The sequence below is a fragment of the Peribacillus sp. R9-11 genome, assembly GCF_031345095.1.
GTDB classification, from domain to species: Bacteria; Bacillota; Bacilli; order Bacillales; family DSM-1321; genus Peribacillus; species Peribacillus butanolivorans.
In genome coordinates this window covers 2171566-2190145 of sequence record NZ_CP133763.1, presented here as the reverse complement: position 1 = coordinate 2190145, position 18580 = coordinate 2171566, and the positions used below count along the sequence as shown (strand labels likewise).

The 18580-nt window shown below is 37.5% G+C and carries 14 protein-coding genes and 1 pseudogene; 2 read left to right on the top strand and 13 right to left on the bottom strand.

The genetic code is table 11. The annotated features are described in order from the left end of the window. Positions 1-972 precede the first annotated feature (972 nt). The 3 genes from RE409_RS10725 to RE409_RS10715 all read right to left on the bottom strand — a co-directional run bounded on the left by RE409_RS10725 (position 973) and on the right by RE409_RS10715 (position 3923). Positions 973-2100 (bottom strand): PepSY-associated TM helix domain-containing protein, encoded by a 1128-nt coding sequence (locus RE409_RS10725; RefSeq protein ID WP_309558945.1) that lies wholly within the window; start codon positions 2098-2100, stop codon positions 973-975. A 464-nt stretch (positions 2101-2564) separates the two neighbouring features. Beyond that, on the bottom strand, positions 2565-2756 hold the full coding sequence (locus RE409_RS10720) for a hypothetical protein (RefSeq protein ID WP_056523459.1): 192 nt from the start codon (positions 2754-2756) through the stop codon (positions 2565-2567). A gap of 726 nt (positions 2757-3482) precedes the next feature. Beyond that, positions 3483-3923: an Lrp/AsnC family transcriptional regulator gene (locus tag RE409_RS10715; protein ID WP_201249718.1), complete on the bottom strand. Its 441-nt coding sequence runs from the start codon at positions 3921-3923 to the stop codon at positions 3483-3485. A 139-nt stretch (positions 3924-4062) separates the two neighbouring features. Between RE409_RS10715 and RE409_RS10710 the strand changes: the two are divergent. Together RE409_RS10710 and RE409_RS10705 are read left to right on the top strand one after the other, a co-directional pair. Beyond that, positions 4063-4654: pseudogene (locus RE409_RS10710) on the top strand (DJ-1/PfpI family protein). A 656-nt stretch (positions 4655-5310) separates the two neighbouring features. Next, positions 5311-5964 carry a hypothetical protein gene (locus RE409_RS10705; RefSeq protein ID WP_201181142.1) on the top strand — a complete coding sequence of 218 codons (654 nt, stop codon included), beginning with the start codon at positions 5311-5313 and terminating at the stop codon, positions 5962-5964. Positions 5965-6107: 143 nt separating this feature from the next. On the opposite strand, the gene RE409_RS10700 is transcribed toward RE409_RS10705, so the two are convergent. From RE409_RS10700 to RE409_RS10655, 10 genes are all read right to left on the bottom strand, one after another. Then, positions 6108-7730, bottom strand: a complete 1623-nt coding sequence (locus tag RE409_RS10700; RefSeq protein WP_201181144.1) for a long-chain-fatty-acid--CoA ligase — start codon at positions 7728-7730, stop codon at positions 6108-6110. 148 nt (positions 7731-7878) lie between these two features. Next, the gene (locus RE409_RS10695) at positions 7879-8283 is read right to left on the bottom strand and encodes a PaaI family thioesterase (RefSeq protein WP_098174792.1); all 405 of its coding nucleotides are present in this window, start codon (positions 8281-8283) and stop codon (positions 7879-7881) included. A 104-nt stretch (positions 8284-8387) separates the two neighbouring features. Beyond that, entirely contained in the window at positions 8388-9572 is a 1185-nt protein-coding gene (locus tag RE409_RS10690; protein ID WP_309558944.1) for a thiolase family protein, read from the bottom strand. A gap of 168 nt (positions 9573-9740) precedes the next feature. Beyond that, entirely contained in the window at positions 9741-10889 is a 1149-nt protein-coding gene (locus tag RE409_RS10685) for an acyl-CoA dehydrogenase family protein (protein ID WP_201181149.1), read from the bottom strand. A gap of 108 nt (positions 10890-10997) precedes the next feature. Next, positions 10998-12167 carry a thiolase family protein gene (locus RE409_RS10680; protein ID WP_309559258.1) on the bottom strand — a complete coding sequence of 390 codons (1170 nt, stop codon included), beginning with the start codon at positions 12165-12167 and terminating at the stop codon, positions 10998-11000. A 118-nt stretch (positions 12168-12285) separates the two neighbouring features. Continuing rightward, a complete protein-coding gene (locus RE409_RS10675) occupies positions 12286-13557 on the bottom strand; it encodes an MFS transporter (protein WP_056523475.1) in 1272 nt (423 codons plus the stop codon). Positions 13558-13789: 232 nt separating this feature from the next. Beyond that, positions 13790-15403: a long-chain-fatty-acid--CoA ligase gene (locus RE409_RS10670; RefSeq protein ID WP_201181152.1), complete on the bottom strand. Its 1614-nt coding sequence runs from the start codon at positions 15401-15403 to the stop codon at positions 13790-13792. A 469-nt stretch (positions 15404-15872) separates the two neighbouring features. Next, complete coding sequence (locus tag RE409_RS10665) at positions 15873-15986, bottom strand: thiolase family protein (protein WP_201181153.1); 114 nt, start codon at positions 15984-15986, stop codon at positions 15873-15875. A gap of 19 nt (positions 15987-16005) precedes the next feature. After that, the gene (locus RE409_RS10660; RefSeq protein ID WP_309558940.1) at positions 16006-16434 is read right to left on the bottom strand and encodes an SRPBCC family protein; all 429 of its coding nucleotides are present in this window, start codon (positions 16432-16434) and stop codon (positions 16006-16008) included. A 230-nt stretch (positions 16435-16664) separates the two neighbouring features. Beyond that, positions 16665-18455, bottom strand: a complete 1791-nt coding sequence (locus RE409_RS10655; protein WP_309559257.1) for an adenine deaminase C-terminal domain-containing protein — start codon at positions 18453-18455, stop codon at positions 16665-16667. Positions 18456-18580 lie beyond the last annotated feature (125 nt).

The window sequence follows — 18580 nt, the reverse complement described above, 5'->3', positions numbered from 1 at the left end:
ATTGAGTGTTCAAAAAGGAGAACAAAAAGAGTTAGATGTTCGGGAGCGACAATTTTTAGGACCGGATCTTATGGAGTTAATAAGTGAGGAGCGGACTTGAACAAGACAAGGAAAGCTAAAAGAGTTAGCTTTTTTGAGGACGTGTACGACTTTAGAAGAAGGTCATAAAAAGGCTGGTGTAAAAACTACTTCCTAGAAACTTTGAGAGTCAGTTTTCTGACGTTAGCCATCCCTCTTATCTGTAATAAAGTACCATATTGGTTTATTAGTTGGCTAAAACTGAACGATTTTCAAAGTGCATTGCCCAAGTATAAGCATTGGACAATAGTCTTCCAGCGATAACAACTAAAGATAGTGTTAAGAATTAAAACTAGAATTCGAACACACCTCGATCCTCATATCAAAAGAAAAAAACTTTCGTGCTGAAACAAAAGCTATTCTACATGATCAATTTCAACAGCAAGCAGATGCTTAAGCAACCAACGATATCACTGATAAAGTAGATCTAACTTAATTAGCTAACTCCAAATTACAAATGAATAGCACCCTTTGATGTTTAATGCCGGGAAATATCCTCTTTTTTGGCTGTTTTACATACTCCTTGAGTCAATTACGACATCTTCTAAGGATCACTTTTTTCTTAACCTACCCTTTTAGTTCTAAAAAAAGCAAAAATAGAAAGCTAGTTTACATAAACACTCTTAAACGAACAAAATACGAAAAAGCCCTTTTTTCTTCAAATAAGGGCTTTTCCTGTAAAAATGTACCTTTACAAACGACTTTACTATAAAAGGCATGATCTAAAATTGAAAAGAATCCAATCAAACTGTTCACAAACCTATCATCCATCAATCTTTTTTTAATTAAGCGACATCTTTGAACTCTCCCGTTTTGAGTAAATAATTTTTCTTACAATTTACTTGACAGGGATATAAGCGATAAGATAACAAGGGCTTTCAAATCGCCGTGAGTTTATGCTACGGCTCTCGAGTCGATTTTCTGTTTCCGTTTGTTCTTGTTCTTTTTCTTATACCACCACATATAGACACCAGTGAACATCAGTATAGATGGAGTAAGACCACCGATAGCATACAAAATTTTAGTAAATAAGCCACCAAAACTACCGGTATGTAATGGAAGGTGCCATGTTTGATACATAAGCCCACTATTAACACGTGGATCTAGCTTGCCCACTACTTTCCCGCTATACTGATCTAACCATACTTTTACATTTCCATTCCCTGGATCGAATGAACCGCTGAGACGAAATTCCACTGCGCCTTCTGGAGTTCCTCTTTCCACCTTATCAGGCATTCTAACTTGCATAAGTGTTCCCTGAGGTACTGCTTTTTCAGCCCTACTTATCAATTCATCAAGTGGAAGCTTTCCAGTGGGAAGGTCTTTTGAGATAAGCTGCTCTTCTGGAGGCATGACCTTTGCTTTTGCACCAAACCAACCAAAAATCATTTCATCATACACAAAAAGTGCTCCTGTTAACGAAACAACCAATAAAAACGGAATGGAAACTCCACCAATGACTTTATGTAGATCATATTGCCGTACATAAGGGTTAGCATTACGTCTTAAAATAAACCCACGCGCCCATTTTTTAATCCCCGGCCACCATAAATATAATCCTGATAATGTAATAAAAAGGAAAATAATTCCAATCGTACCGATGATTTTCTCACCATTGAAATCTTTTAACAGCAGCTGTTCGTGAAACTCCGCTATTAGATTAAATAATGTTTTATCCCCTAATGTTCCGTTTATGTATCCTGTTCCTGGATCGACAAATATGTTTTTTTGTTCTTCTCCTTCTTTAAGGCGGAATAGGTAAACTCCTCGAGCGTTAGGTTCACTTGGAGTGTATACACGGTCAATTTGACCTTTTGGATGTGATTCTGATACAACCTGCAAGGCTTGCTGGTACGTAACTTTTTTTCCTTCTGTTACCTTATACAAATTAGGATGCAGCATGCTGTTTAGTTCAGGTTCAAAGACAAGCAAACTTCCTGTTAAGCCAATCAGTACTATAAAAACTCCTGCTAGCATACTAAGCCATAAATGAATTTTTGCGATGATTCTACGTGTTTTCATAGAAATGCCTTCTTTCCAAAAGTAGTATGAAATTATGAATGATAATCAATAATATAAAGAGAATGATTATCATTGTCAATAAAAACTTGTAAAAGTCTACACAACCCTTATTTGATAATCTTTAGAGAACCTAACTATAATAAAAAGAGATGCCCCAAAAGTTATACTTTTGGAACATCCACTTTTAGAAAATGTGTTCAAAAACGTGTAATTTTCCCTAGAAACGTTCGTGGTGGTAAAACCAGCTGTATTCCCCAATGGCTTTCACGAGATCTTCTTCTGTTTGATATGAAGAAAAATGCGCTGTCTCTGTTTTGAGATGCGAAAAGCAAGATTCGATACAAGCATTATCAAGGCAAATCCGCCTTTTCCTGATTTCACTCTGACTGTACTATACATTAATGTTCAAAAATAAAATTAACTCCTAGCATAATACATGCTAGGAGTTAAAATTTTATACTTTATTAATAAGCCTTATCATGTGAATATTCAAGTGAGATACCTCTTTTTAAGGCTGATTGTTCAATCAATCTAATTTCATGATACATAGCATTAGATAAGATTCCTTTTTCTATGTTCTTATTTATTTCATAAAAGAATCCGGCCAATAAATCTAAAGGTAGTCTATCGTAAAGAGAACTTTTTTCTTCCTCCATAAAGCACCTCCTAATTCAACTATACAAAAAATCAGCATCAATTGAAAGCGTTTTCTTTTTTTATAAAAGACAACTACGTTTTAGAAAGGAAACTAAAATGAAAGAATAATCTACCAACATACCAATACGAATTTCAAAAAACAGGTTATACTCTCCATCTGAGTAAAATGCGGGAGGTATAGCCGCTATGTCAGATATATAATGAAGAAGCAGATATGTTTAAAAGTTTGGCGGAACGTGCCATGCAAGAATTAACGGCAATTCCCCTTATTCAGAAACCACCTGCCTAACTTGTAATGGAGGAAGCGCATATAACTCTTTTTTCCTTTTATCGCATTAAAAAATAACTAACCGATGCGATTATTATATTGGGTAGCCCAATCAATACCTCTTTAGTTGAAGATTTACGCTTACGAAGTATTAGGATTCTTTACTTGTTCGGAAAATAATTATTACCATTCGATTTTTCAAATAATATTCCACCACCCTTTATAGGCTTACTTTCAAATATTAGTCCTCAAAATCCTAGGTATAATGAGAAACTATCTTAATGGTTCCTTCACATGAAATCTCCATTAGAATATAGATACATTTTGAATAAGTGACCTTTTATTTGTCCCTTCCAATGCTTGTTCTTTAATTAAACTTGTTTGAATAATCGTCTGTCCATATTAAAAATAATTGCTTTGTTCAATATATTCTTTACTCATGACAACATAGCTCAAACTATTGTTCTTCCGCTAAAAAAGGATCAATTATCTTTTTTTTATGGGAAGATAACACAATGTTTGTTGAAGGTGTACCATATTGCATTGACGCATCGATAAATTGTTCTAAACTCTCGACAGAATGTGTTGCTATTTTGATAATATAGCTAATTTCTCCTGCTACTCGATAACACTCAAGTACATCCGGATGGTTATGACAAAAGTTCGCTAATGCTTTACATTCCTTCGACTCGAACAATATAATAGCACACATTGGTCGATTCATTTTTTTCAATGCGACATGTGCATGATAACCTTCAATAATTTGCTGCTCTTCTAGCTTTCGAACACGCTCTGTAACTGCCGGAGAAGATAAATGAACGACTTCTGCTAATTCCTTCATAGAAATTTTGGCATTTAATTGCAATTCCCTCACTATTTTTTTATCTACTTGATCCATATTTCCCCTCACCTTTTTTTATTAAATAGAATAAACTAAATTCTTTATTATTTAAATGAAAATAAACGAATATCCTTTTTGAACTTATGTAATATAACTCTGTATGCTCATATAATAAAGACATCGGAGGAGATATAGGATGAAAAAAATATTATTGTTATTAGCTGATGGCTTTGAAGCTGTGGAGGCTAGCGTATTTACAGATGTGCTTGGTTGGAATAAATGGGAAGGGGACGGTTCGACTGAGGTTGTGACAGTCGGTCTTAGGGACAAGTTAACTTGCAACTTGCACATGGAATTTCACCGTCGTACCCGAAAAAACAGTTGATGACATTCAATTAGATGATTTCGATGCACTGGCTATTCCTGGTGGATTTGAAGAGGCCGGCTTTTATGAAGACGCATTCAATGAGTCATTTTTAAATGTTATCCGGCATTTTCACGCTGGACAAAAACCTATTGCTAGCATTTGTGTTGCATCGTTAGCACTTGGTAAAAGTGGCATTCTCATTGATAGAAAAGCTACAACCTACGATCATCCAACGAGCAAAAGAAAAGAGCATTTAAAGCATTTCTGCACAAACATACAAAATGAGAGAATTGTTCTTGACGACAATATTATTACATCTTCAAATCCAGGTACCGCTTTTGATGTGGCATTTCTATTGCTGGAAATGCTGACGTCTAAAGAAAATGCACATCATGTGAAAGACCTCATGGGATTTACCTAAACAAAAGTACAAAGTAGAAAGAGATTATTTTACCCAAATTCAATTTACTTTATTTTAACCTTATTGATCAAACGGGTGCGTTATTTCCATAGGAAAAAAAGATACCAAAGCAACTCCCTTATTGAAGTAAAGCACCCGTTACTTTAAGAAAAAAACTCTTTATTATTACTATGTAATTCTCTCATTATCTATCTCACATTAGCGTTACTGTTTTATTTTTAAAAAAATAAATGAATTGATTATGCTCAATCCTAAAATTATAAGAAACAAGTAGAAGGATGTAGCGTCTCCTGCTAAACTCAATTCATCAGATTAAAAAGGAAAATACATCCAACCCTTACATAGACAACCCTCCTTAATTATTCTGTGACTTTTTCACTATCCAAATTTTAACACATAATATAAACTCATATTAAACTAACCTGTCACTTTCAGGTGCTTAATCCCACCATTGGCGAAAAAATGATATATTATAGTTTGTTACATCAAGGGTTTAAGACAAGGAGGGATGAGATATCCATAAAAGATGGGTCATATCAACAATTGCAGGATTTATACTTATTTTAGTAAGCGTATTAACCTTCTATTATTTTGACAACCAAAATAAATCGGAAAAACGGAAAAATATAGAAGCTAAGGAAGTCAATATTCCTGAGGTGCAGGAATATGGTGGGACCCATCTCGATAAAGTTGGCGATAAGGTCCATCAAAAAAATTGGGGAACTTTCACTTTACTAGAATCAAAGTCAATAAATGAGTCGTTTGAATTAGCACCTATGGTCATCACAATCAAGGATATCCGCAGGATTCAATTATCTTCCCTCGAAGAAGAGGCAAAAGAAGAGCTCAAGTCCTATACGGGATTAAGTTTTGAAGAAGCTTATTCAATATACTATAAAGAAAATTTAAGCATGGAGGAAATCGATCAACAGGTTGCGTGGTCTAAAACGGATATAGGCGAAGAGGTTTCTTATCTTGAAATAACGTATTCTGTGAAAAATAAAGACTCCAAAGAGCTCCAATTTTTCAGCATGGAAAATGTTACATTTAATAATGAACTTACATATAATGTGCCGTCTAAAAATTTCATCCACTCCGGGGATACTTTAATTGGGACAAAAAAAGTCAGTCGCTCAGATTACCAACCAGGGGAAACAAGAAAAGGCATAATTAGTTTATTAATTGATTCAGAAGAAAACATTGATGAGCTCACTTCCTTTTCATTTACTACAGATGATATAGCAGATGGTGTTTCTCATGAATTATTAGTTAAGGGGACTTCGTTTACGATTTCTCTAAAAGGAAAATAGATTGGTAGAAAAACGATAGAAAACCCTAAAAAAGGTAACCTTTTTTAAATTCCCCTTATTTAGGGTACTTTCTTGATGTTTATATGAATAGTAAGCTCTGAATCACTTATTACAGACCCAAAGTTTTTTAATAACAAGTACGCTTACCTTTCACCTTTAGTTATTGTAGTTTGCTTCTCCATTTCTTCTTCCAATAATATTCGCCGCAATATTTTCCCTACGGTAGATTTCGGCAATTGTTCCCTGAACTCAAATCTACGCGGCACCTTATATCTGGCCAAACGTTTATAGCAGAAATCCATGATTTCCTGCTCCGTTACACACATCCCTTTCTTTAGAACAATAGCCGCTTTGACTGTTTCCCCTCGATATTTATCTGGTACTCCAAAAACACATGCTTCCTCTACGCTCGGGTGCTGATAGATGATATCTTCCACTTCAATTGGGTAAATATTGTAGCCGCTAGCAATTATCATATCCTTCTTTCTGCCTACAATATAGAAATATCCTTCTTCATCCATCCTCGCGATGTCTCCAGTATATAACCAACCGTCCCGCAAAGCCGTTGCAGTTTCCTCAAGATTTTTCCAATAACCCTTCGTCACCTGCGGGCCTTTAATGATCAGTTCACCAACCTGACCAGTTGGCAATTCATGTATCCCTGTTTCGATATCCACAATTTTAGCATCGGTATTAGGATACGGGATTCCAATACTTCCTGGCTTTCTTTGACCTATCACAGGATTCCGATGAGTGGTAGGTGAAGTTTCCGACATACCGAATCCTTCAGATATCGAAATACCCAATTTTTCTTCAAATTGATTAATGACTTCTATCGGGAGAGGAGCTGAACCGCAGCTACAGTATTTAAAGCAACTTAAATCGTCAGCAGTCAAATCTGGATGATTTAGTAAAGCGATATACATAGTCGGAACGCCTGGGAAAATGGTTGGCCGGTGTTTCCGAATTAAATCTACCACCTTGTTTAATTCAAACTTTTCTAAAGTGATATAAGTCGATCCTGCATAAACAGAACTATTCAAACGGCCATTACCAAAAACATGAAATAATGGTGTCAATCCAAGCATACGCTCACCAGGTCTTTTGAGTTGAAGGGCATTTGCCGTAAATGTAAAGTCTTGATGGACATTGGAGATTAAGTTAAAATGTGTGAGCATGACCCCTTTAGACTTCCCTGTTGTTCCTCCAGAATATTGAAGAACAGCTAGATCTTCTTTAGGATTAATATCCATTTCAGGAAGATCCTTATTTCCTGCCGCACTCCAAGAATAAAGGCTGTTTTCCAACATATTATTAGCTGAAATAATCATAAACTCGTCAGTCAAACCGATTTGCTCTAACTTTTTCTTTTGTTTATCATGCCCAATAAACCATGTGGCTTCGGAATCCCGTAAAATATAATCTAATTCATTTGGCTGATACAAGGGATTTACCTGAACAACCACACCACCCAAACGATGAATTGCATAATAGGCGATAATATATTCTAGACAATTTGGTAGCATGAGTGCTATACGATTGTTCTTTTGAAACCCTCTATTGTATAAATCCGCAGCAAAACGATCTGATGCATTCTTCAATTCCAAATAAGTTAGTTCCTTCTCACCATCTATAACTGCTTTATTAGTTGGGTATTGTTGAGCCGAATTTTCTAATAAATCGTATAATGACAATAATGGGATCTCGATTTCTAAAGGAGTCTCTTTCGGATAAAATTCATGCCAAGTTCTAATCAATTCCCTCACTCCTATTACTTTTTCTACAAATAAAAGTAGAACTCTGCAAATTATGTAAGAACCAATCCATTCTTTGGCTCTTCTTTATTAAACCTTTATTAGTGATTCTTGACTATCACTTTAACCTGAATTTCGTTGACAATTGGACAACCCATTTTCATTTATCACGAATTAGTTTAAATACCCCAGTGCCTTTTGCAATAATATTGCCTTTGGAATCTTTAATTTCTCCCTCTGTAAAGGCAATTTTGTACCCTTGTTGAAGGACTTTTGCTTCCGCAAATAATTCTCCTGATGACATACTGGCTAGATAATGGACGGTTAAGCTTGTCGTCACAACTTTAGATTTAGTCACAGTACGAGTCACCATTCCAAGAATAGTATCCAGCATGGTAGCATGAATACCTCCGTGCAGTGTTCCATTTACATTGAGTAAATGTTCTTCGATATTAAGCTTTAAAAGAACATTCCCTTCTTCAAATCGAACGATTTCAAACCCTATATGTGAAAAGAATGAACTACTTTCGAATAGGTTGCGAATATCCTCCACTTTAACAGGCAAAATGTCACTTCTCCTCTCTAGTTCCCTTGCTATTACATCCTTCTAACTTATGTACCGAAAGGAGAAAAAACATAATGAGTTTCTACTCCTTTAATGGACATTCTTTAAATCGTTTCGATCAAAATGGCCATTCCTTGGCCGCCGCCTACACAAAGGGTAGCAATTCCATATCTTTCTTGCCTGCGAATCATTTCATGTATTAATGTTGTCACGATACGGGCACCCGTTGATCCAACTGGATGTCCGAGTGCTATAGCGCCTCCATTAACATTGACCTTGTTTTCATCAAGGCCTAACTCCCGAATCACTGCCAATGCCTGTGAGGCAAACGCTTCATTTAATTCGAAAAGGCCAATTTCTTCTACTTTTTTCCCGGTGCGTTCCAATAGTTTCCCAACGGCTGGCACCGGACCGATTCCCATCACTTCAGCAGAAACCCCCGCAGTCGCCCAGTCTACAATCTTTGCAATTGGTTTTAATTCTAACCGTGTAGCCTCACTCGCCTTCATTAATACCAATGCCGAAGCTCCGTCATTTCGACCACATGCATTTCCAGCGGTAACCGTTCCATTTTCTTTGAATGCCGGCTTTAAGTTTGCAAGTTTTTCCTTAGTGGTGTCAGGGCGAGGATATTCATCTTTTTCAATTGTAATCGTACTCTTCCTATCAATAACCTGGACAGGAACTATCTCATCCTTAAACTTTCCTTCATCCATCGCTTTAGCCGCTCTTCGTTGGCTTCCAACCGAAAAAGCATCTTGTTCTTCCCTAGAGACCTTGTATCGTATTGCGACATTTTCAGCTGTGATCCCCATTCCTAAGTTTTCTCCGTAAATTTCTTGAGGTTGCTGTCCAGCTTCAGTATTTGAATCTACAAGTTTAGTCCGGTCTCCACCAAAACGAGCACTTCTTAAATAAATTGGTGAACGGCTCATATTTTCCGTGCCGCCTGCAACGACTATATTAGCTTGACCAGACCTTATTTGCTGTGCAGCTGAAGTGATGGCCTGCATTCCTGATGCACATAATCGATTCACTGTAAAAGCGGGTGCAGAATCAGGGATTCCTGAACGAAGTGCTGCCACTCTCGCGACATTGGACGATTCGGTCGTTTGTCTAACCTCTCCCAAGATAACTTCATCGACCTGTTCAGCCTCTATATTTGCCCGTTTGATCGCTTCTTTGATGGCAATACTCGCCAAATGACCCGAACTAATTTCTTTAAACGCACCTCCGTATCGTCCAATTGGTGTTCGGACAGCGCTCACGATTACAATATCTTCTCCCATTTCATTCTCCCCCTTGAAATTTTAATGTGCATATGTACAGGTTTATCTGCCACTACGCATCATCCGTATTTCTCATTGGCTTCAGTAATATACTTTTACCGTTTTAGCAGAACCCCTAACTCCTTACTCTTTAATGCTTAAGTCCATGGTTTCCGAGACAGAAGACGCTTAGTACACTTCCAATATATTCCTAGCGATAATTAAACGTTGAATTTCATTTGTTCCTTCATAAATCTTCGTAATGCGGGCATCCCGATAAAAACGCTCAACTGGATATTCCGCCATATACCCCATACCCCCGTGAATTTGAACAGCCTTATCCGCTACTCGATTAAAAACGTCAGAAGCAAATAGTTTTGCCATTGATGCTTCCTTAATCACCTTTTTCCCTTCATCAATCTTTTGCGCCGCCATCATCGTTAACGCTCTTGCCGCTTCTGTTTCCGTTGCCATGTCTGCAAGCATCCATTGAATTGCCTGGTTGTCTGCAATTGGTTTGCCGAATTGAATACGCTCTTTCGCATATTTAGCAGATAATTCAATTAATTTACCGCATGATCCAACCGCTCTTGCTGCCAGACCGACACGCCCTTCACCTAAGATTTTAAGTGCTGACATATACCCCATTCCAACTTCACCAATTACGTTTTCTTCAGGAATAATACAATCTTCGAAAATAACTTGGGATGTATACGATCCTCTTAATCCCATTTTCTTGTCTTTTTTACCGACAGTTAAGCCAGGAAAATCTCTTTCTATTAAAAATGCAGTAATTCCGCCTTTTGCACCCTTTTCTTTATCGGTTAAGGCAAATACCGTATAGACATCAGCAATCGGCCCATTAGTGATGAAATGCTTCGTTCCGTTCATAACCCAATAATCTCCCTTTTTCACTGCGCTTGTTGCCAAATTTGTTGCATCCGATCCTGCTCCGGGTTCAGATAGAGCAAAGGCGGCAATTTTGTTACCAGCTGCCATTTCAGGCAAATATTTATTTTTCAAATGTTCGGATGCAAGCTTAACTAGACCTGTGCTTCCAATCCCGGTGTGAGCACTAATTAATGAAACAAAACCATTATGTGTTCTTCCTAACTGCTCTAAAACGGTAGCCTTTTCTACCGCATTTAAGCCAATTCCACCGTATTGTTCAGGAATGCTTATCCCGAATAAACCGAGTTCTTTGGATTTTTCAACTAAATGCTGCGGGATGGCATCTTCTTCTTCAATTTGTTGTGCGTAAGGCTCTACTTCCTTTTCAACAAAATTACGAATCATATTCTTCATTTGCACCATTTCTTTATTTAAAGTAATCGTCATAATTCATGCTCCTCCTTAGGTTTGCTCACTTAACTGACTACTAAGATTAAGATCGAAACAATCACATTTTATACGAATTTTTCCTGGATAATGATAAGCAAAAAATCATCAATCACTTTCAATAATCGTAGCAATTCCCTGCCCACCTCCAATGCAAGCTGTAATAAGAGCATATCTTCCGCCAGATCGCTTCAATTCATAGGACGCTTTCGTAATTAGGATTGCACCTGTAGCACCCAGTGGATGTCCGTGAGCGATGGCCCCGCCATTCACATTCACTTTTGCAGGATTCATATCAAGCTCCCGGTTACAAGCAATCACTTGAGCTGCAAAGGCCTCATTAATTTCAATAATGTCCATATCATTTAACGAAAGTCCTGACTTTTCCATTACCTTTCTTATAGCGGGAACAGGTCCGATTCCCATAATGTTTGGATCTACACCTGCAACAGCATGTGCTCTAATTGTTGCTAACGGCTTATTCCCCAATTTTTCTGCTTTCTCCCTCGACATTATGACCAGGGCAGATGCGGCATCATTTAACCCTGAACTATTGCCAGCGGTCACGGATCCACCTTCTAAAAACGCTGGAGATAATTTTGCAAGCTCTTCTTTAGTTATATGCGGTCGTGGATGTTCATCAAATTTGAATTCGCTAGGCTCTCCCGTTCTAACTGGAATGCTCACTGGAACAATTTGCTCATTAAAACGGCCCTCTTCCATTGCTCTGGCCATTTTTTTCTGGCTTTGGAAAGCGAATTCATCTTGTTCTTCTCTGCTGACCTCATATTTTTCAGCTAAGTTTTCAGCGGTTATTCCCATTGGCGGATCACCGATATATTTTGGAGACAACTGTGATTTTCTGAACTTCGGGGGCATTGAACTATATATTTTTTCTGGACGATCCATCAAGTAAGGCGCCCTGCTCATACTTTCAACTCCACCTGCGATATAAACTTCTCCATCACCAGCCCAGATTGCCTGAGCAGCTAGATTGACAGCATTAATTCCTGATCCGCACTGACGGTCAATAGTCAGGCCCGGCAGCTGAATAGAAAAGCCTGTTTGCAGCGCGGTTAACCTGGCGATGTTTCCACCGCCGCTTAAAACATTCCCCAAAATAACATCATCGACCATTTCAGGATTTACATTCGCTCGTATTAAAGCTTCTTTTATCACCTCAGCACCAAATACGTGGGCGGGAACTGACGCTAGTTCGCCTCCTTGTTTCCCAATTGCTGTTCGTACTGCTGAAACAATGACCGCATCTCTATTCATTTCTCCATCCGCTCCTTTTTCTTTGTAATTCAACCCTTTTCATATCAAGGCTATCAAGAAAATAACCTGTCATTTATTTTCATTAGTATCATTTTATAATCAGCTATTGAGACCAAGCTTATGAGGATTTAAGATTATAGTCTTTCTGTTCATCTTTATTCCCTTTTGATTTAGACGGTTTTACAAATATGGCAAATAGTATGCCAAAAGCCAAAACAAGTATGGCCATGAACAAAATAGATAAGTTATAGCCTAATATTTTATTTCCTCCAGCTAAACCTATGATATATCCGGTTAAAAGAGGAGCAATAATCCCTGCTATGTTACCTGATGAAGTTAAAATACTTGTCATCAATCCACCGCGTTCACGCATCTCATTTATCATAATCGTTGGGCCTATTGGTAATATGGCATATGTAAGGCCCTTTGCTAAACACATCGCAAGAATCACCCAAATTGGATTTTGAAAAACCATGATTGATGAAAAAAATATTGCACCCAAGATCATTGCACCAGCTACAACGAATACTCTTGATGACCGCCAATTTTGATTTTTCTTAAATAAATAATCAGACAGCATAGAAACACCCATATAAATACAAACGGAAACGACTCCGATTATTGCCACACTCGATCCCATCTGACCGGGTGTCATCTTAACGGCTTCCACTAAATAAATAGGCAGCCACACTGAGAACCAAACAACAAGAATATAGGTTGAAAAGTAAGCGAGGGTAGTAAATAAAGCAGTAGGTGACGCTAGAAGCACCAGAAAATCTTTCACTTTAATTTTCTCTAGTTTTTCTTTCTTTTTCTTCTGTACATTTTCATAAACTTCAACAGGATTTTCCTTTGTTAAAAATTGAAATAGGAAGAACCAAACAAGACTTGCTACACCAAGAGCGGCAAAGGCAACCTTCCATCCGAAAATGGTAATTAAAGAAACGAGGATTGGTGCAACAATCATTGCCCCAACAGTTCCCCCGCCAACCACTACCGAATTAGCAAACCCTTTTAGTTTGGGAGGAAACCACTTATCCGCATGACTGTAAGCAACTGGGCTATACGGCCCTTCAAATGCACCTAGTAAAATTCTGTAGAGAATCAGAAACGGCAACGCTGCAATGGCCAAAACCCCGAATTGCAAAACCGTCCATGTCAGCATGATGAATCCAAGTACTTTTTTTGCCCCAAGCCGATCCGCCCACGCTGCCCCGAAAATACCTGTTACTGGATATAGCCAATAATAACTACTTCCGACAAGTCCCCACTCAGCATAAGAAAGATCAAATTCTTTCATGATAGGTACAGCTGCAAGTCCGATGATTGATTTATCAGCAAAGTTAATAACGGCACCAAAGAATAATAGAATGAGAACAACCCAACGCATTTGAATTCCTCTTTTCTTTTTGTGTGTTCACACACTTCGAATTTAATCTAATAATTGATTCTTTAATTAATACTAAACGAACTACTTTCATCATCTGTTCTCCCAATGACAACGTCTTCTTGCCCCTATCTTTCTGAATGAATACCTTATAAAATGACTTTAAATCGTGGGAGTATACAAAATATGCATGTTGGATCCCGTTCTGCTACTCTTTCAAACTATGCATTCTTCCTTAATCACTTTTCTCCTCCTTTTCAAGTTCTTCTTTAATAAGCAATCTTTTTAAAAGTTTTCCGACTGTGTTCCGCGGCAGTTCTTTTCTAATTTCAAATTCTTTTGGCACCTTGTAGGGGGTCAACTGGGAATAGCAATATCCTTCTATTTCATCAAGATCAATGGAGGCGTTTTCTTTCGGTACAATAAATGCTTTTACTACCTCACCTATTTCTTTATGAGGTATACCCACCACAGCAGCCTCTTTAATAGTCGGATGTTCATATAGCACTCCTTCCACCTCTTGGGGATAAATATTAAACCCGCTAACAATAATCATTTCTTTTTTTCTCCCGACAATGTAGAAATAACCCTCTTCATCCATCACTGCGAGATCACCAGTGTATAGCCAATCATTTTGTAATGCCTTTTTTGTTTCAGATTCATTATTCCAGTAACCCTTCATAATTTGTGGGCCTTTTATAAGCAATTCTCCAACACCTGTGTTTGGAACTTCATTATTATCATCATCAATAATCAAACAGTCTGTGCCTGGAAAGGGAATGCCAATGCTTCCTATTTTCCTTTTCCCAAAGGGTGGATTACGGTGAGTGGATGGAGAAGCTTCTGATAAACCAAAGCCTTCACCAATTTTGGCACCGGTCAGCACCTCAAATCGCTTCATTACCTCAACTGGAAGTGGAGCTGATCCGCAAGAACAATTTCTTAAACAATCCAGTCCATAGTTTTCGATTTCCGGGTGATTGACAAAAGCGTTATACATCTTTGGAACTCCTGGAAAAAAAGTAGGACGATACTTTTTAATGTTATCAAGTACATTTTGGACCTCGAATTTAGGAAATAATAGAATAGAGGCTCCAATATAGATACCTAGATTCATTGCACTTGTCATTGCATAAACATGATATAGAGGTGTCGATGCCAAGACGATTTCTTCACCTGGTATCATTGAATCCCCATACATTTCAAAGCTCTGTACAACGTTGGAGGTCAAGTTATAATGAGTAAGCATAACCCCCTTCATCTTCCCAGTGGTACCACCGGTGTATTGAATAACAGCAGTATCTTCATAGGGATTTATACATTCAGGCTTTTTAATTGCTTCTCCAAATTCAATCATTGAACGAAGAGAATGAGAGTCATTTTGTTCGTCATCTGTATTAATGCAAGCTACAAAGTCATATATCCCTTTCGTTTCTTCAACTGTCTTCGCAGCAGTTTGATCAAACACAATATATTTAGCATTTGAGTCTATTAAAATTTGCAATAGTTCTCTCGGTTTATACATTGGATTCAGCTGTACAACAATAAGCCCAAGCGCCTGAGCAGCGTAATAACTGACAATAAAATAAGGATGATTGGCCATCATCAGACCAATTCGTTCTCCTTTCACGAAACCCAACTCTTTCCATTTCCCTGCAAGTTTGTCTACCTGCAATTTCAGATTTCTATAGTCTATTAAATTGTCTTCAAAAATAATGGCTGTATGATCAGGAAACTTTTTGGCTGTTTTATCAAGTAGTGTATAGACGGATATTTCCGGTAGCTGTAAGAACTTCATTCTTTCTTCATACCATTGCTTCCATGGCTGAGTTACTGTTTTTCGCACCATTTATCCCTCCTCTTAGTAACAAATCTTTTCATATTTTTCCATTTTCGATTTATACTTATTTATTAATGCAACTTGCATGCCAAGACATATATAGGTGTAAACAGCTTGATTTTACGAAATGAGTCAATTCATTAATGAATTTTATTCTCTTAAAAAGCCTTACTTTTAAGGATTCATGTTAAAACCAATAATTCATTTTTGAATTTTTAATAGAGTTAAGAATAATTCTTAATAGATAAGGATGGGATTTTTCGGAGATGGGATTTTCAATCTTCTAGAAAGCATACAATTCTATAGCAGCACTGATTATACCTGTAATTGCTTTTGAATAATGAATGAGGCAATATAGAAGTCTTATTCTGAGGCTGAACCTGAAATTGGTATAGTGATACTTACTCAACTACCGCCGACATTTAGAATAATCACAAAACAAAGCAATGGAACGATTTGTGAATTGAAATCTCTAGAATCAATCGCCAGTATTTGCCCGCCTTTGGCTTTCCAATGCAAATGCATCTTGAGCTTTACGGGAAATATTATACGTTTCTGCTACGTTTTCTGCTGTCCTTCTATTAAAATACATTTTCTGTTTTATATCTTATTTATCCTTGATGCCACACACCTGGTTTTTTTCCTTCCACATATTGCTTAAGAATGTACATAAGTGAACCCCAAGTTGTATTAATCATCGCATATGGTCCTTCCATTGACTCCCATCCAGAATGATTAAAGTCTACAATCGTCACTCCGTTTTCATTTACATTCAAATCAAAACGAATTTTTGTACCTTTCCATCCTGGCATATCATGTTGAGCTGTCCATACTACCAACTTACCTGGTTCAAGCTGATCAACGTGCATTTGGAAAATAGCTTTACGATTGTAAAAGCCAAATTCAGCAATGCTTCCTACTTGAGGTCCAGCTTTAGCATCTGTTGTCCACAACCCCTTAAATCCTTCAGTCGTGGTTATGGCTTCGTATACTTTTTCAGCAGGGGCGTTTATCATAATTTGATGTAGCATGTTAATCATCATTTATCCTCTTTTCTTCTTTTAGTTTTATAGTTAGCTCTAAGATTGAGCTTTATATCACTCTTTGATGCGAGAATTTATAACGTTAACAATACCTAAATATTAAAAAGCCGAATTCCTCACTGATATCACTGAGAAATCCGGCTTTCGTTTCTTAACAATGGCGCCCTTTTGTACGGGTAAATGAATTCTGCTTTCCATTTAATTAAGTTACTATCATCTTGTCTAACTTAAGCTTTAATTTCGTTTGATAAGTAAGTCATGGGTATGGAAGGTACCAAGATTTTATCGGTTTTTACTTCGTATAACCCAAAGGGAACTAAACGGAGCCCCGGAAGAAAATCACAAGTTAAAAACAATAATGTATATAAAATGTCATGGAAAGGAAATCCTCGTGCTTGGAGTGCCGATAATAATTTATCATTAAATTCTACTGCCTTATCAAAGGAGGGATCAGTGGTCATCATACCGGTTAGCTGTAAAGGGATTTCAAGAATGATTTCCTCACCATCAACTATTACCACACCACCACCCATTTCATAAACACGTGCAGCAGCTTTAGCCATAGCTTCAGGGTTTCTACCGATGGTAAGCAAGTCAGTAGTTGTATTAAAGGTTGAGGCCATCCCATCCAAATTAATCGCAAACTTTTCTAATATTCCTTTTGTCACCCACTCCCCATTTCTATGGATTAGAGTTGCATACATAAGACCTTCTTGATCTGTTAGATCTACAAATCCATTCTTAGTTGGAAGCTCCAAATCTTTTCGTTGAGTTATTACATTACTTCGAAAAAAAATAACCGGCACTGAGTTGCTTGAAGATGTTTCTGGGTAAATATACAGATCTGGGTTTTCTAAAATCTCTCTTGAAAATGTAAATGGTTTTTCAGATAAATATTTACTCCAATCAATATCAGGCATCTGTATGGTTAATTTACCCTTTTCAGCCACTATTTCTCCGTTTGAGATTACTAAATCCGGACGGAACTGGTCGAGGTCAGGCAACAATAAAATATCAGCTTTTTTTCCTGGAGCTATTCCCCCAATATAATCGTCCTGCTTGAGATATGTAGCTGCATTAATGGTTACCATTTGAATTGCTTCCATAACCGGGACTCCTAGTTCCACCGCTTGCCTTACTAGTCCATCAACAAATCCTTCTTTTTCAATAAAAGATGGATGCGGGCCATCTGTTGTCATTAAGATTCTGCTCGTACTTACATTTCCCTCTGTAATCAGCTTGATTATATTTGACAAATCTGGACGCAGCGAACTATTTCGAAGTACTGTCCACAATCCCAAACGTAAACGGTCCAAAGCCTCTTCCGCTGTTATAGCTTCATGACAGGCACTAATTCCAGAAGCTGCTATCGAATTTAATTTATCATAAGAACACCCGGCATTATGTCCATCAGATACTTTTCCCATCTTTTTCGCTGCATCTATAATATCTAATAAGACTGGGTCCCCATTGTATAATAACGGCCAGCGAGTCACTTCTGCTGTTCCAAGGACATTTTCTAGCGTAAGTAGGTCAATAATATCCTTTTGGTTGAACCATTCTCTTTCCCCTGGGAATATGGCCTGCGAAACTAATCTAATCAACCAAAAAAAGTTTCCTGGCAATTTCTCTAAATCGTCTACAAGGTGTTTAAACCCTAAGGCACCCATGTGTAAATAAAAAAACAAATTATCATTTACAGTCGTCGTGGTTCCCAACGGCAATACCTTTTCTGTAACACTTACCGGATTGTATACAACCCATGGATGTGCATGAGTTTCGATAAATCCTGGAGACACGTACAAACCATTGGCATCAATTACAGTGGTGTCGTCATTTATGGTTACTTCATTTTCCCCGACATATGCAATGCAATCTTTATACAAAGCAATATTTTGCTTTAGGAATTCACCAGAATACACATTAATCACTGTTCCGTCTTTAATTAACATATCAGCGGGGCGTTTCCCTTGCGCCACTTCAATTAATTCATCTCTCAGTGCTCTTGTTTTCACTATTCTTCGCCCCCCATCCATATTTTAAGATTCTTTAGATTCGTTTAAAATAATTCTGCTAATGGAAAACTACGGTTGAATATCAAACACACAATGATACGCTTCTGCGTTGATTCCTTATTCTAGAG

Coding starts and splice junctions, on each gene's coding strand:
- RE409_RS10725 (WP_309558945.1), bottom strand. CDS start 2,100: ATGAAAACACGTAGAATCATCGCAAAAATTCATTTATGGCTTAGTATG.
- RE409_RS10720 (WP_056523459.1), bottom strand. CDS start 2,756: ATGGAGGAAGAAAAAAGTTCTCTTTACGATAGACTACCTTTAGATTTA.
- RE409_RS10715 (WP_201249718.1), bottom strand. CDS start 3,923: ATGGATCAAGTAGATAAAAAAATAGTGAGGGAATTGCAATTAAATGCC.
- RE409_RS10690 (WP_309558944.1), bottom strand. CDS start 9,572: ATGGGAGAAGATATTGTAATCGTGAGCGCTGTCCGAACACCAATTGGA.
- RE409_RS10685 (WP_201181149.1), bottom strand. CDS start 10,889: ATGACGATTACTTTAAATAAAGAAATGGTGCAAATGAAGAATATGATT.
- RE409_RS10680 (WP_309559258.1), bottom strand. CDS start 12,167: ATGAATAGAGATGCGGTCATTGTTTCAGCAGTACGAACAGCAATTGGG.
- RE409_RS10675 (WP_056523475.1), bottom strand. CDS start 13,557: ATGCGTTGGGTTGTTCTCATTCTATTATTCTTTGGTGCCGTTATTAAC.
- RE409_RS10670 (WP_201181152.1), bottom strand. CDS start 15,403: ATGGTGCGAAAAACAGTAACTCAGCCATGGAAGCAATGGTATGAAGAA.
- RE409_RS10665 (WP_201181153.1), bottom strand. CDS start 15,986: ATGTATTTTAATAGAAGGACAGCAGAAAACGTAGCAGAAACGTATAAT.
- RE409_RS10660 (WP_309558940.1), bottom strand. CDS start 16,434: ATGATTAACATGCTACATCAAATTATGATAAACGCCCCTGCTGAAAAA.